This is a genomic window from Serratia sp. CY32780 (assembly GCF_052169135.1).
Taxonomy (GTDB): Bacteria; Pseudomonadota; Gammaproteobacteria; order Enterobacterales; family Enterobacteriaceae; genus Serratia; species Serratia sarumanii.
The window spans coordinates 2,009,133-2,021,877 of record NZ_JBJNLI010000001.1 but is presented as its reverse complement, the minus strand read 5'-3'; the positions used below and the strand labels follow the sequence as shown (position 1 = coordinate 2,021,877).

At 56.9% G+C, this 12,745-nt stretch carries 20 protein-coding genes and 1 riboswitch; of the genes, 11 read left to right on the top strand and 9 right to left on the bottom strand.

Translation table 11 applies throughout. The annotated features are described in order from the left end of the window. Positions 1-375: 375 nt before the first annotated feature. The gene (locus ACJ8HH_RS09785; RefSeq protein ID WP_033654431.1) at positions 376-729 is read left to right on the top strand and encodes a DUF1304 domain-containing protein; all 354 of its coding nucleotides are present in this window, start codon (positions 376-378) and stop codon (positions 727-729) included. Positions 730-750: 21 nt separating this feature from the next. On the opposite strand, the gene ACJ8HH_RS09780 is transcribed toward ACJ8HH_RS09785, so the two are convergent. Next, complete coding sequence (locus tag ACJ8HH_RS09780; RefSeq protein WP_004927697.1) at positions 751-1,137, bottom strand: helix-turn-helix domain-containing protein; 387 nt, start codon at positions 1,135-1,137, stop codon at positions 751-753. Positions 1,138-1,584: 447 nt separating this feature from the next. Beyond that, the gene (locus ACJ8HH_RS09775) at positions 1,585-1,797 is read right to left on the bottom strand and encodes a YccJ family protein (protein ID WP_004927694.1); all 213 of its coding nucleotides are present in this window, start codon (positions 1,795-1,797) and stop codon (positions 1,585-1,587) included. A gap of 184 nt (positions 1,798-1,981) precedes the next feature. On the opposite strand from ACJ8HH_RS09775, the gene ACJ8HH_RS09770 reads away from it, so the two are divergent. Continuing rightward, positions 1,982-2,221, top strand: coding sequence for a DUF2766 family protein (locus ACJ8HH_RS09770; RefSeq protein ID WP_004927692.1), 240 nt, complete (start codon positions 1,982-1,984; stop codon positions 2,219-2,221). A gap of 40 nt (positions 2,222-2,261) precedes the next feature. Here the strand turns inward: ACJ8HH_RS09770 and ACJ8HH_RS09765 are convergent, their stop codons facing one another. Next, positions 2,262-2,495, bottom strand: a complete 234-nt coding sequence (locus ACJ8HH_RS09765; protein WP_004927690.1) for a YobH family protein — start codon at positions 2,493-2,495, stop codon at positions 2,262-2,264. Positions 2,496-2,656: 161 nt separating this feature from the next. Here ACJ8HH_RS09765 and ACJ8HH_RS09760 point away from each other — a divergent pair, with 161 nt between their 5' ends. Next, complete coding sequence (locus tag ACJ8HH_RS09760; RefSeq protein ID WP_004927688.1) at positions 2,657-2,815, top strand: PhoP/PhoQ regulator MgrB; 159 nt, start codon at positions 2,657-2,659, stop codon at positions 2,813-2,815. Positions 2,816-2,896: 81 nt separating this feature from the next. Next, positions 2,897-3,172, top strand: a complete 276-nt coding sequence (locus ACJ8HH_RS09755; RefSeq protein WP_033647694.1) for a YebO family protein — start codon at positions 2,897-2,899, stop codon at positions 3,170-3,172. A 36-nt stretch (positions 3,173-3,208) separates the two neighbouring features. Here ACJ8HH_RS09755 and fos read toward each other — a convergent pair whose 3' ends face one another. Next, positions 3,209-3,616, bottom strand: coding sequence for a fosfomycin resistance glutathione transferase (fos, locus tag ACJ8HH_RS09750; RefSeq protein WP_060425860.1), 408 nt, complete (start codon positions 3,614-3,616; stop codon positions 3,209-3,211). Between the two features lie 170 nt (positions 3,617-3,786). On the opposite strand from fos, the gene ACJ8HH_RS09745 reads away from it, so the two are divergent. The 3 genes from ACJ8HH_RS09745 (at position 3,787) to ACJ8HH_RS09735 (ending at position 5,937) form a co-directional block, all read left to right on the top strand. Further along, complete coding sequence (locus tag ACJ8HH_RS09745) at positions 3,787-4,089, top strand: phage protein NinX family protein (protein WP_004927682.1); 303 nt, start codon at positions 3,787-3,789, stop codon at positions 4,087-4,089. A gap of 74 nt (positions 4,090-4,163) precedes the next feature. Beyond that, the gene (locus ACJ8HH_RS09740) at positions 4,164-4,400 is read left to right on the top strand and encodes a DUF4060 family protein (protein WP_025303167.1); all 237 of its coding nucleotides are present in this window, start codon (positions 4,164-4,166) and stop codon (positions 4,398-4,400) included. Between the two features lie 175 nt (positions 4,401-4,575). Further along, positions 4,576-5,937, top strand: a complete 1,362-nt coding sequence (locus ACJ8HH_RS09735; protein ID WP_033634896.1) for an amino acid permease — start codon at positions 4,576-4,578, stop codon at positions 5,935-5,937. A 46-nt stretch (positions 5,938-5,983) separates the two neighbouring features. Here ACJ8HH_RS09735 and ACJ8HH_RS09730 read toward each other — a convergent pair whose 3' ends face one another. Beyond that, positions 5,984-6,274 carry a hypothetical protein gene (locus tag ACJ8HH_RS09730; RefSeq protein WP_033647690.1) on the bottom strand — a complete coding sequence of 97 codons (291 nt, stop codon included), beginning with the start codon at positions 6,272-6,274 and terminating at the stop codon, positions 5,984-5,986. 220 nt (positions 6,275-6,494) lie between these two features. Here ACJ8HH_RS09730 and ACJ8HH_RS09725 point away from each other — a divergent pair, with 220 nt between their 5' ends. The 3 genes from ACJ8HH_RS09725 to cspE all read left to right on the top strand — a co-directional run bounded on the left by ACJ8HH_RS09725 (position 6,495) and on the right by cspE (position 8,579). Next, on the top strand, positions 6,495-7,529 hold the full coding sequence (locus ACJ8HH_RS09725) for an MBL fold metallo-hydrolase (RefSeq protein ID WP_033634894.1): 1,035 nt from the start codon (positions 6,495-6,497) through the stop codon (positions 7,527-7,529). Between the two features lie 682 nt (positions 7,530-8,211). After that, positions 8,212-8,328: a DUF2627 domain-containing protein gene (locus ACJ8HH_RS09720; RefSeq protein WP_002211058.1), complete on the top strand. Its 117-nt coding sequence runs from the start codon at positions 8,212-8,214 to the stop codon at positions 8,326-8,328. Positions 8,329-8,369: 41 nt separating this feature from the next. Continuing rightward, a complete protein-coding gene (cspE, locus tag ACJ8HH_RS09715) occupies positions 8,370-8,579 on the top strand; it encodes a transcription antiterminator/RNA stability regulator CspE (protein ID WP_002221949.1) in 210 nt (69 codons plus the stop codon). Between the two features lie 52 nt (positions 8,580-8,631). On the opposite strand, the gene pgeF is transcribed toward cspE, so the two are convergent. Continuing rightward, complete coding sequence (gene pgeF / locus ACJ8HH_RS09710; RefSeq protein WP_033634893.1) at positions 8,632-9,348, bottom strand: peptidoglycan editing factor PgeF; 717 nt, start codon at positions 9,346-9,348, stop codon at positions 8,632-8,634. Between the two features lie 161 nt (positions 9,349-9,509). Here pgeF and rlmA point away from each other — a divergent pair, with 161 nt between their 5' ends. Beyond that, a complete protein-coding gene (gene rlmA, locus ACJ8HH_RS09705) occupies positions 9,510-10,328 on the top strand; it encodes a 23S rRNA (guanine(745)-N(1))-methyltransferase (protein ID WP_033647686.1) in 819 nt (272 codons plus the stop codon). A gap of 65 nt (positions 10,329-10,393) precedes the next feature. Here the strand turns inward: rlmA and mntP are convergent, their stop codons facing one another. The 3 genes from mntP to ACJ8HH_RS09690 form a co-directional block, all read right to left on the bottom strand. Next, positions 10,394-10,963 (bottom strand): manganese efflux pump MntP, encoded by a 570-nt coding sequence (gene mntP / locus ACJ8HH_RS09700; protein WP_033647683.1) that lies wholly within the window; start codon positions 10,961-10,963, stop codon positions 10,394-10,396. A gap of 11 nt (positions 10,964-10,974) precedes the next feature. Continuing rightward, positions 10,975-11,158: riboswitch (yybP-ykoY riboswitch) on the bottom strand. A 218-nt stretch (positions 11,159-11,376) separates the two neighbouring features. Beyond that, positions 11,377-11,835 (bottom strand): DUF986 family protein, encoded by a 459-nt coding sequence (locus tag ACJ8HH_RS09695; protein ID WP_033647681.1) that lies wholly within the window; start codon positions 11,833-11,835, stop codon positions 11,377-11,379. Positions 11,836-11,889: 54 nt separating this feature from the next. After that, the gene (locus tag ACJ8HH_RS09690) at positions 11,890-12,732 is read right to left on the bottom strand and encodes a PTS mannose transporter subunit IID (RefSeq protein ID WP_033634889.1); all 843 of its coding nucleotides are present in this window, start codon (positions 12,730-12,732) and stop codon (positions 11,890-11,892) included. Between the last annotated feature and the right edge of the window lie 13 nt (positions 12,733-12,745).

Genomic DNA, 12,745 nt, shown 5'->3' with positions numbered 1-12,745 from the left:
GCGCAATTAATGTGATCGCGGCTCCAGCTTTACGACAATATAAGGTTTATCGGCGGAAAAGTGATCTGGCGCATATAATGACAACGAGAAGAAGTTTAGGATAATCCTCAGGAAGTAAGGTTGTCTCCCGTTAGTCAGATGTCAGTGAGGTCATTATGAGCCAGGTACTTTATCGTGCAAGACTGTCCCATGTCGTGGTTGCCACGGCGCTGTTTTGGGCCTCTGTCGCGGCATTGTTGGTCGCCGTATTAAACTAACCTCAAAAAATGACTCCTGCATAAACCCGCCTCGGCGGGTTTTTTTATCTCCGCCGGTGGGAAGATGAGAGGCGGAGTTTATAATTGATGACATCTTCAATAAACGACCGGGATCCCCATGAAGCTCTTTGCCGATATTTTGCTGCTGCTCATCGCAGCGCTCCATCTTTATATCCTGGTGCTGGAAATGTTCCTGTGGCGTACGCCACTCGGCAGGCGCGCATTCGGCACGACGGCGGAGTTCGCCGCCGCCACCCGGGTGCTGGCCGCCAATCAGGGGTTGTACAACGGCTTTCTGGCGGTGGGGTTGGCATGGAGCTACTGGCGTGGGGATATGGCGCTGCAGCTGTTCTTTCTCGGGTGCGTGTTGGCGGCCGGCGTGTTCGGCGGGCTGACCGCCAGCCGCAAAATTCTGTGGGTGCAGGCGCTGCCGGCCGCGATCGCGATACTGGCGGCATGGGCGGCGCGTTAACCCGCCAGTTTGCGGCGGGCTTCAGGCGGATTTTTGATGAATGACGTGCAGCGGCGGATCGATATGCAGATCGACGCTCAAATCCTGGCGGAAATCATAGGGCGTGATATTAAAACGCTTTCTGAACATGTACGTGAAGTGAGACTGTGAACCGAAGCCAAAGTCCAGGGCAATATCGAAGATCGACGCTTCACTGCTGCGCAGTTGGTAGACCGCGCCGGCCAGACGGCGTTCGCGAATGTATTTGCCGAGCGAAATTCCCGTCGCTTCTTTGAACAGCTTCTGCATGTGCCACAGCGAGTAGCCGGAGTACTCGGCCAGCTCTTCGAGATGGATCACTCGTCCGAGGTGAGTTTCGACCCATTTGCTGAGGGCGCAGACCAATGAGAGGTGGTGTTCTTGTATCATCAGTGCGTCAGTGTGAGACCTACATAGCGGTGAAGTATACACAACTTGCCGCCGTGGACAAAAACGCCGCCGGTGTCGGGCGGCAATTATTCGGAAAAACCGCGTAACCGCCGCTTGTCAGCCGAAAGGAAAAACGGCTAATCTGAGACGGTCACCGCCTCGGTGGGGGACGCAAAGAAGGCCGCAGCAAGTAACCGCCAAAACAGAGTCAGCCGTAACAACTCAACGTTGATGGGGTGATCGCATGTTAATGACAGTGATTATTACTCTGGTTGTAATCGTGGGCGTCGGCGCTTTTATGGCGATGCCGGTGATGAGCATGAAAAACGCGGAAGGTGTGGGAGGTGAAGAACCGTGAGAGCAAGAGATATTGCACGCCGCTGAGCGGGGCGAACGCCAATCGGGAAAGCCTGGGTCAGAAACCCGGGCTTTTTGTTGCGCAGGCGCTCAAACGTTTTTCCGCTCGACGGTTTCCTCTCCCCAATAAAGCTGGTCGGCGGTGGTTTTGGCAAAGGCTTTCTCCAGCGCTTCGTCGCTGCCTTCTTCCCAGATTTTCTGCGCCAACACTTCGTCGTTCCCTGCCAGTTCAAAAATGGCTTCGGCGATCTCCACCGAAGTTTCACGCACTGTCGCCCAGGATTTCACATTGTGATTCGCCATAACTTTCTCCTGTTGGTTGTGGCTTGGGGGTGGTTTTTGCCACCGTCATGCTGCAAGTATAGGCTAATCCGCCGCGGGCTTTTGCCCGGCGGTGCGCAGAAGGGGGAAAAAGACGGGGAGAGCGGGCAATGGCGCGGACGCCATGCTATTCTGTGCGGCGTTTGAATCAAGAAGGAAAGTTATTATGTCTGACATGCTGAGCAACGAGCAGGAATTGGCTTCCGATCTGGTCGCTTGCCAACTGGTCATCAAACAGATTCTGGACGTTATCGACGTGATTGCGCCGACCGAAGTGCGCGACAAGATGGCGGGTCAGCTCAAAAGCATCGATTTCTCCACGCACCCTGCTGGCGCCGATCCGGTGACCCGCCGAGCGATTGACAAGGCGATTGCGCTGATCGAGATGAAGTTTACCCGCAACTGAGGCGGGGCCGCCGCAGAGCGACGGCGTCGGGCGGTGGCGGTTAATCCACCACCGTTTCGATTTTCTTGAACAGCGGGCAGTCGGCTACGCCGATGAAACCGTTGTCGCCATTCACGTACTGGGCGATCGCCACGTTACGCGCCGTCAGGTATTTGCACTGCAATCCCAACCCGCCAACGTTTTTGTTGCTGCCGATCAGCACGCCGTAACCCGAGATCAAAAAGCCGCCGTAAATGACCGCCAACACCAGTACCCACTTAATCAATTTACTCATCGCATTTCCTCGTTGTCCCTGAGAGAGCATCTAGCCACGGCGCGCATGCGAGGGCAAGGGTAACAGTCTGAAAACCAGGCGATAGCCAGAAATCTAAACGAAAAGTTAAACTTCGTTTAACTTCGCTGTGATAACATGCGCGATAGATTACCCAGATAACAATGAGGCTGCTAAATTTGTTGCGAAAAAAAATCCTCGTGATAATGACGGCCGTCGCTGCCTGCCTGTTTTTCTACCTGCTGGCGCTGGACAGCTATTGCGACGATGGTGGAAATTTTGCGTTGGGCATCTGTTCGGTGACCCGCTTCGTGCCCTGGTAAGCAATTTTCGGCAGGGATGTTCGCACGGCCGCCGCGAGTGTTAAGATGGCGGCCTGAATGTCGCAGTAGATAGGGTTTTTCATGTACGATTTAGGTTTTGGCCAGAACGGCCTGTTGTCGCTGGCCCTCGCCGCCGTGGCGTTGCTGGCCGGGCTGTGGGTTTGGTTCCTGGTGAACCGCGCCAGCGTGCGCGCCAACGAGCAGATTCGCCTGCTGCAAGAGATTGCCGAGCAACAGCGTCAGCAAACGGCGCTGTTGAAGCGTATGGCGCACCGCGCTGGCACTGACGGCGCTGCTGCTGACGACGACGATCTCAGCCCCGCGCTGGATTTCAAAGGTTTTATCCCCGAACGTTGAGCATGATGCTCCGGCTGGCGCTGCCGCCGGGGCGCCTCAGTAAAACACCATGCCCTGATAAGGTTTTTCCCGGCATGCCGCCAGGCGGCTGGCCAAATCGCCGGCATGGATCTCCAATTGATGCCCATCAGGATCGAGAAAATAGAGCGATTCGCCTTCGCTGCGATTGCTTTTCCACTCTTCGACGCCGGCCTGGCGCAACTGCTGGCTGGCCTGTTCAATGTGTTCCGGCGCTACGCTGAAGGCGTAATGGGTGTAATCGCGCTCGTGTTGTTGCGTGCGCCTTTCATCCAGCGACAGGCATAGCCACAATGACCCCAATGAAAGATAGGCGCCGCCTTGCCAGCGGGCGTGCGGGGTAAAACCCAATAGATGACGATAAAAATCGAAGCTGCGATCGAGATCGCTGACGGCAAGCGTCAGATGGTTGAGGCCGGTCAACATGCATGCGTTTCCTGGGCGCAGAACAGAGAGAAAAGTGTACGCAGGCGCTCAGGAAAGATAAAGGGGGCAAAGCATTAGTAGAGATAATGTGAAAACCGGCGGCGCTGTCATAAAACTGTCGTACAGACATCGTAATGTAGCGCGAACCTTACGAAAGATGGATGAAGCCGATGATTAAATGGTACGAAGAAAGCGATGCCGAAGTGAACCGCAGCATCGCGCTGCTGACCGGAGAGAACCCGGACAAGTGGTATCCCTACGGTGGTGTGAAAGGTAAAGATTACTGCAAGAATCCCTCCGATGCCTGGCCGATCATTTGCGCCAACAAAATCAGTCTGAACCCCGATAACCAAAGCGACAGCCCGCAATGGCAGGCGCGCATGAGCACCCAGGGCGGTGAATGGCAGGCGGACAGCGCCAGCCCGCTGCGCGCGGCGATGATCTGCTTCCTGATGAGCCGACAGGCTAACTGAGTCGAACAATACCGGTGATTGGTAAGAGTTTCTCCTTTTTCTAATAACAGAGCTGTCGTTGGCGGAGGCTGTTTATGAAGCGCATTATCAAAGGTGATAAAAACTTGTCTCATCTGGTGATTGCCCATGCGGCGATCGATCGTCATGCCGAAAGCTTCGGCCAGCGCCGTCAGGGCTGGCCCTCGACCTACCTGATAAAATATCAAAACGATCGCGTGGCGGTGGAAGTGGTCACGCGTCGCCAATCCTATGTCGCCACGCTGATGATCGGCGCGCGCAACCTGACCAAACTGTGCGGTATGCCTGGCTGAACGCCACCGTTGCATGCTTTCTCACGGTTAAAAAATCGCGCTCCGGCCTGCCGTCTCGGGGCGCTTCTCCTTGATGCTCACGGGGTTAAGTGTTAAAAAGCCGCCCGCAGATACATTTATTGATTGGTGAAATCTTGGCCGATAGCGGCAAGGGTGTACGCCATATGAGGATAAGATGGGCGGTCAGCATCAGGATACTCCGCTAAAACGCGGCTTAAAAAACAGACATATACAGCTTATTGCCCTCGGGGGCGCCATCGGTACCGGTTTATTTCTCGGCATTGCGCAAACCATTAAAATGGCCGGCCCCGCCGTGCTGTTGGGTTACGCCATCGGTGGTTTTATCGCGTTTTTAATCATGCGCCAGCTGGGCGAAATGGTGGTGGAGGAGCCGGTCGCCGGATCGTTCAGCCACTTTGCCTATAAATATTGGGGCGACTTCGCCGGCTTTCTTTCCGGCTGGAACTATTGGGCGATGTTCATTCTGGTCGGCATGGCGGAACTGACCGCTGTCGGCATCTACATTCAGTACTGGTGGCCTGAGATCCCCACCTGGGCCTCCGCCGCGCTGTTTTTCGTGCTGATCAACCTGATTAACCTGGTGAACGTGCGCCTGTACGGCGAAACCGAGTTTTGGTTCGCCATCATCAAAGTGGTGGCGATTGTCGGCATGATCGTGTTCGGCGCCTGGCTGTTGGTCAGCGGCAACGGCGGCCCGCAGGCCAGCATCACCAACCTGTGGCAGCAGGGCGGCTTTATGCCGCACGGCTTCTCTGGGCTGGTGATGGCGATGGCGGTGATCATGTTCTCGTTCGGCGGCCTGGAAATGGTCGGCATCACCGCGGCGGAAGCCGCCGATCCGCGCCGCAGCATTCCCAAAGCCACCAATCAGGTGGTGTACCGCATTCTGATCTTCTATATCGGCTCGCTGACCGTGCTGCTGTCGCTCTATCCGTGGGGGCAAGTGGTGGAGGGGGGCAGCCCGTTCGTGCTGATTTTCCATGCGCTGAACAGCAATCTGGTGGCGACCGTGCTCAATGTGGTGGTGCTGACCGCCGCGCTGTCGGTCTACAACAGCGGCGTTTATGCCAACAGCCGCATGTTGTTCGGGCTGGCCAGCCAGGGCAATGCGCCGCAGGCGCTGACGCGGGTTAACAAGCGCGGCGTGCCTGTGCTGTCCATTGCGCTATCGGCGTTGATTACCTCGATCGGCGTGCTGATTAACTACCTGATGCCCGGCAAGGCGTTTGAGCTGCTGATGGCGCTGGTGGTTTCAACGTTGGTGATCAACTGGGTGATGATCTGCCTGGCGCACCTGAAATTCCGCGCCGCCAAGAACCGCCAGGGCGTCATTCCCAGCTTTAAGGCGCTGTGGTACCCGTTCGGCAACTACCTGTGCCTGGCGTTCCTCAGCCTGATTCTGGTGATTATGTATTTCAGCGAAGGGATCCGCATTTCGGTGTTGCTGATGCCGGTGTGGATTGCGGTGCTGTGGTGCGGGTTTATGCTGACGCGCCGTAAAGGCGCCAAGCGTTAATCGGTATGCTGCGGAGGCGTATTGCGCGCCTCCGCTTCTTTTCTCGTTAGCCGCGCGGCATAAAGGCGCGCCCCTCACTATGCCCCCGCCCCAGCAGTTTCCGACACAGCAGCAGCAGGGTGCTGATCACGTCGATGGCGACCACGCTGAGCATCAGCAGGGTCAGCATGAAGAATCCGAGCAGCGAACCGCCCAGCACCACCAGCGGGGCAGGTACGCGCAGACGGCGCAGCTTCATGGCGAAATACATTTTCCAGTATTGCTTCTGCGCCAGCAGCGCGCTGCGAATACGGCGCCCCAGGCCGATGCCTGATTTGCGGGATGTAGAACGACTCATAACTTCTCCTTTTCTGTATGCCCTACAAGTCAATCACAAAGATCTTAAGAGAGTCTTAACGGGCTCTTGGCGGCCCTGGCTGTCTCACCGGAGTGAGACAACAGCATACGGCAAAAGGTCCCGAGATGCAGCGCACGGCTGACAAAGTGCGAGCTTCATCGGGTTTGTTACACTGAAAGTCATGCCCGTGCAGGGCGCAGTGGTCGGGAGAAAAGGCAGGATGAAGAGAATCAACCGTTATTACGACGCGGCCAAGGCGCATCACACGCCGGAGGGATTTCGCAACCCGGAACCCTCGCAGCGCCAGGAGGGCGACCTGCAGCGTTGGCAGGATGAACGCAAGCGGCAGGGGCTGCCCAGGCCGCCGCAGCAGGGCTACGCGCAATTTACCGAGCGTTGGTGGCAACCCGCCGATCTCAGCGGCGGCGATGACAGCATTTGGTGGCTTGGGCATGCGTCAATGCTGCTGCGGCTGGGCGGGCGCTATATCCTGATCGACCCGGTGTTGTCTGAACGCGCATCGCCGCTGAGCTTCTACGGCCCGAAGCGCAGAACGCCGACGCCGCTGACGGTGGGGCAACTGCCGGCGGTGGATGCGGTGCTGATCTCCCATAATCATTATGATCATCTCGACAGGCGCACGGTGCGGCAGCTGGCGCGGCGCTTTCCACAGGCCGAGTTTATCGTGCCGCTCGGATTGAAGCGCTGGTTTCGCCGCTATCGGCTGAAGGTGCATGAACTGGACTGGTGGCAGAGCCTGTCGCTGGGCGAACTGACGGTCTACGCCACGCCGGCGCGGCATTGGAGCATGCGCACGCTGTGGGATCGCAATCGTTCGTTGTGGTGCGGCTGGGTGATCCACCATCCGGCGCTGCGGTTTTATTTTTCCGGCGACAGCGGCTATTCGGAACGGCTGGCGGAGATCGGTCAACGGCTGGGGCCGTTCGACGTGGCGGCGCTGCCGATTGGCGCCTATGCGCCGCGCTGGTTCATGCAGGAGCAGCATATGGATCCGCAGCAGTCGGTGACGTTGTATCGCGAGCTGAATCAGCCGCGCGCCATTCCCATCCATTGGGGGGTATTCGAATTGGCGGATGAATCGCTCGACGAGCCGCCGCAGCAGTTGAACCTGGCGCTGAGCGAGGCGGGGCTGGATCAGCATCAATTCCACCCGTTGAAGATTGGCGAGCGCATCGCGTTGCAGGACTCGCAGCAAGCGTTCTCTCTTCGCCCTGCGGTACCGGGGAAAGAATAAGATCAACGGTTTGAAAGCGTGGCGGTAATTAGTAGAATCGATAAGCACGGGTGGTGATTCAAATAACCACCCGATCTTCAAGATTTAATTCCATTCCACACTTTCGCTATTCATAAGATTATTCCGGTTATTCAGACTCGTGGCTTTCGGATTATTTAGGATGAAACAACCGGCCAGCGGGAGAGGCGTCTGGAGGTTGCATGCTTATGCAACCGTTGCCCGTGGTACCCGCTTCACTTGCGCTTTCCGACGCGATGGGGTTCTCACCCTGTGGCGGCAGGGTTGAAGACCGACGATGAATGCGCTTTCCGGCGCTAAAGGGTCGGAGGAGCATTGAATAAATTGGCCCCCGTTCATCGATATTCAAATGTTGCATATGACATTCCATAAAGATTCAAATTTTTTAACGCTATAAGCGGCAAAAAAGCGAAAGTGCCGAGAAGGAGAGGCGTCAAAACGATGAAAGTTTTGTTAAAACGCTATCAGAATGCGGGGTCTGGCGCAGTGATTTTGGCAAGCAGAAAATAGCCGATGCTTCAACATCTTTTGGGCTATTTAAGCAAATGCGGCGCTCGACCGTTTCAAATATGTGCGACATGTCGTTCAGTGATTAAAAATGGCTTGCCATCGCATACAGAGTATGTGATAACGCATCTGGGTAAAACGAGGTACAGTTCTGTATATGTGTGGCATTTTCAGTAAAGAAGTTCTGAGTAAAGACGTTAGCGTTGAATACCGCTTCTCTGCCGATCCTTATCTTAGTGCCTCAAGCAGTAACGACTCTAGTTTGTCTATGTAACGCCCACGGGCGGTTTAAACAATCCAAAGGAAATACTCAAGATGGCAAAGATCAAAGGTCAAGTTAAGTGGTTCAACGAATCTAAAGGTTTCGGTTTCATCACCCCGGCTGACGGCAGCAAAGACGTGTTCGTACACTTCTCTGCAATCCAGGGTAACGGCTTCAAAACCCTGGCTGAAGGCCAGAACGTTGAGTTCGAAATCCAAGATGGCCAGAAAGGCCCATCTGCAGTAAACGTTACTGCTATCTAATCAGCGTCAGCTGTACAAAAAGCCCGCCTCCGCGCGGGCTTTTTCGTTTCCGTCATCCGGCGGCGATGATGATGCCGGCATACTGGTTGCGGCCTTTGATCCCCGGATGCGTCGGATCCTGCGCGCGCCGATGGCTGTTGCGGCGATAGCTGGTGTACTTGAAGCGCTGCGGCCGCTGCGGGTCGACGTCCGGCGTGCAGATGGTGCAACTGCCGGCGCGGTCAACGGCGGCGAAGCCCAGCGCCGCCAGCTTGTGTTCGGCAATCGCGGCCAAATCCAGATGCCGGTAATGCGGGCTGATCAGCGTGGCGGGCAGCGGCAGGCGCTGTTTAAAATTCTCCACCAGCGCTTCGTCGACTTCGTAGCAGCATGCGCCGGCGGCGGGGCCGATAGAGACCACCCAGTCGGCGGTGTCGCCGTCCTGGCGAATGCGCGCTGCCATCTGTTCCAGAATGCCGTCCAGCAACCCGCGCCAGCCGGCATGAACCGCGGCGATGGCGCCGCCGTCGCGGCGGCTGAACAGCACCGGCAGACAGTCCGCCGTCAGCACGCCGAGCAGAATGCCGGGCTGGCGGGTGTAGAAGCCGTCGGCTTCACCGCACGCCTGCGCCGGTTGCAGCACCTCGACGATACGGGTGCCGTGCACCTGCTTCTTTTCCGGCAGCGTGGCGCTGTAGGGCAGCAGATGCCCCGGCAGCAGCGCGAGTTTGCTGCCGAAGCCGTGCTGAATGTGGGGCACCGCATCGAGCAGCGCGGAACGATCGCTCATAAGTTATTTTCACCTGCGTGAGAAAACAGACTCACAGTGTAGCCAGCTTTTTCCCCGCTTGACCAGGTGTTGTTGGCGGCGAAAGCGAGCGGGGATGCGCCTTGCATCGAGCCGACGCCTTCTTTAGACTAGCCTCGCCCTGTCTTTCTGGAAGCCCATTCATGTCCTATCAATGCCCTCTGTGTCATCAACCGCTGCATTTCTCATCGCAACGCTGGCGTTGCGACGGCAATCATCAGTTCGATCAAGCCAAAGAAGGCTACGTCAATCTGCTGCCGGTACAGCACAAGCGATCGAAGCAGCCGGGAGACAGCGCGGAAATGATGCAGGCGCGGCGCGCGTTTCTCGACGGCGGTTTTTATCAGCCGCTGCAGCAGCAGGTGGCAGAGTGGCTGGATTTGGCGCTGGCGGCCGATGCAGGCGCGTTATTGGATATAGGCTGTGGGGAAGGGTATTACACCGCCGCCGTGGCCGCACGGCTGGCGCAGGCGCGCAATATGGCGGTCTATGGGCTGGACGTCGCCAAGGTAGCGATCCGCTACGCTGCCAAGCGTTATCCCGCGGTCTCGTTCTGCGTCGCCTCCAGCCATCGCCTGCCGTTCGCCGACGCGGCGCTGGATGCGGTGTTGCGCATCTATGCGCCCTGCAAGGCGGCGGAGCTGGCGCGAGTGGTGAAGCCGGGCGGCGTGGTGGTGACGGTTTCGCCGGGCCCGCGTCATCTGTACCAGCTGAAAGAGCAGGTGTACCAGCAGGCGCAGCTGCATGCCGAACAGGACGAACAGTTCGATGGATTCGAGTGTGAGCGTAAAGAGGCATTGGCCTATACGATGGCCCTGCCGGGCGCACAGGCTGCTAACCTGCTGCAGATGACGCCGTTCGCCTGGCGTGCTACGCCGGAGGTGCAGCTGCGGCTGGCGCACGGCGGCGAGTTTGAGTGCGAAACGGATTTCGTGCTGGCGTTGTACCGGCGCCGTGCTTAACAGGCGCAGTGAGCCCAGAAACAAAAAAACCTGCCGCGGCAGGTTTTTTTTGTAGCGCGAGCGCCTCAGGCCAGGTAGCCAAGATGCTCCAGCAGAATGTTGACGCCGATACCGATCAGCACCACGCCGCCGAGGATCTCGGCGCGTTTGCCCAGCAGCGGGCCGATAAAGCGGCCGATCATCATGCCCAGCGTCGCCATGATCATGGTGGCGCAACCGATGGCCATGGCGGTGTGCACGATATTGACCTGCAGGAAGGCCAGGCCGACGCCGATAGCCATGGCGTCGAGGCTGGTGGCGATAGCGGTAGCCACCAAGATCCAGAAGCCGTGGCGTTTGACCTTCTCTTCTTCATCGGGCTTGTTGCGCACCCCTTCGACAATCATACGCATGCCGAGAATGAACAGCAGCGAGAAGGCGACCCAGTGGTCCCATTCCATGATGTATTGGCTGGCGAACAGGCCGATAGCCCAACCGATGAGCGGGGTGATCGCTTCGACCACGCCGAAGATCAGGCCGGTGCGGATCGCTTCACGGAAACGGGGTTGATGCAGGCTGGCACCTTTGCCGATCGAAGCGGCGAAAGCATCCATGGACATGCCGAAAGCGAGAATGAGTGTTGCTGAAAGGTTCATGTGAAATAGCCTCGGCCGGGTGGCTCCATATACACGTAACCCACCCCCAACCAAACGACGGAGTTACGTGTCTATGGTCTCGCCAACCTTACCTGGCTGCCCGCACCACGTTTCATACGGCGAAACGAGTATGTTGATACGGGCGTTTCTGGCGTTTTATTCTCCAGAAACCGGCTACTCCCCAATGACGGCGCAACCATACCATATTATTTCCGCCACCGACAACTTTATTCTGGCGTGATGTTCGCGCTTAATTGAGACTCGTTTTCATTAATCTAATTTCATGTGGGAATATAATGTAGACGTGGGTAACAATGTTGCGGAAATAATAGTCAGAGTGAAAGTGACGCAGCCCATTAATTACCCACAGGCCGCGCAAGGTTTGAGCGGTAACAAAGCGGTTATTTATTTATCTATTGATTATCAACGAAAAATTGATAAATTTTCTCCAGGTCGTCCAGGTGTGTCACCTGAACCAACAGCCGGCGCTGTTCCAGGTCGATGGCCAGAATACCGTCCTCCGATAAATTCATGGCTTTAATGCGGTTATATTCAACAAACACATTGGCGAAGAAAAAACCCTGCGCTTTAAACACCATCTTTGGAGCGCGAATATAAGAAACATAGATAGCGAGCAGCGCCAAGGAAATAAGCAGGTAGGTGGTTAATACCGCACCATTGTCGGTGACATTGCGGTAAATCAGAATGGCGATCAGGCCGACGAAAATCAGGCTGTCGAGGCGGTGGCGGCGTTTGAGCAGCACCTTGAGGCGCGTTTTGCCTTTCAGCAGATCCATGCCGAATTCGTCATACAGCGAGTACAGCAACAGCAGGGTGATAAACAGCATCAGTACGGCGTCGGTCAGTGACATCTCTTGCTCCACACATAAAAAAGCCGGGGGTTGCCCCCCGGCCGTTTCGAACGATTACAGGCCCAGCAGGCCAATCCAATAGCCAAAGATACCGATGACGAAGAAGCCGATGATGATCCATAGCGCGTTGACTTTCTTGCGCAGCAGCCACATACAGGCGAAGGTCAGCAGCAACGGCACCAGGCCCGGCATCAGTTGGTCGAGGATGGTTTGCACCGTGGTCACGTTGGTATGCCCGGTCTGGTCGGTGATCTTGGACACCACCAGCGGGATATTCACGTGCGTCCACTTGTTGACCAGCGCCCCCATGACAAACAGGCCGAGAATGGACGCCCCTTCCGTCAGTTTCTGCAAGAAGCCGCCGCCCATATCGTTGACGATATCCACCCCTTTACGGTAACCGTAGGCCACGCCGTAGTAGCGGGTCAGCAGGCGCACCAGGTTGAACAGCACGAAGAACAGGATTGGCCCGAGCAGGCTGCCGCTCATGGCGATGCCGGCGCCGAGCGCGGCGAACACCGGCCGCACGGTGCCCCAGAAGATCGGGTCACCGACGCCCGCCAACGGCCCCATCAGGCCGACCTTGATGCCGTTGATCGCGCCGTCGTCGATCGGCGCGCCGTTGGCGCGTTGCTCTTCCATTGCCATGGTTACGCCGAGCACCGGCGCCGCCACGTAAGGGTGGGTGTTGAAGAACTCGAGGTGGCGCTTGATCGCCTGTTTGCGATCGTCATTGTTTTCCGGATACAGGCGACGGATCACCGGTACCATCGAGAAGCAAAAACCCAGCGCCTGCATGCGTTCGAAGTTCCACGAACCCTGGAACAGGTTCGAGCGCAGGAATACGCCGCGAATATCGGCCGGCGTGAGTTTCTTTTGAGCAGTTGTATCAACCATTTCTCTCACCTAT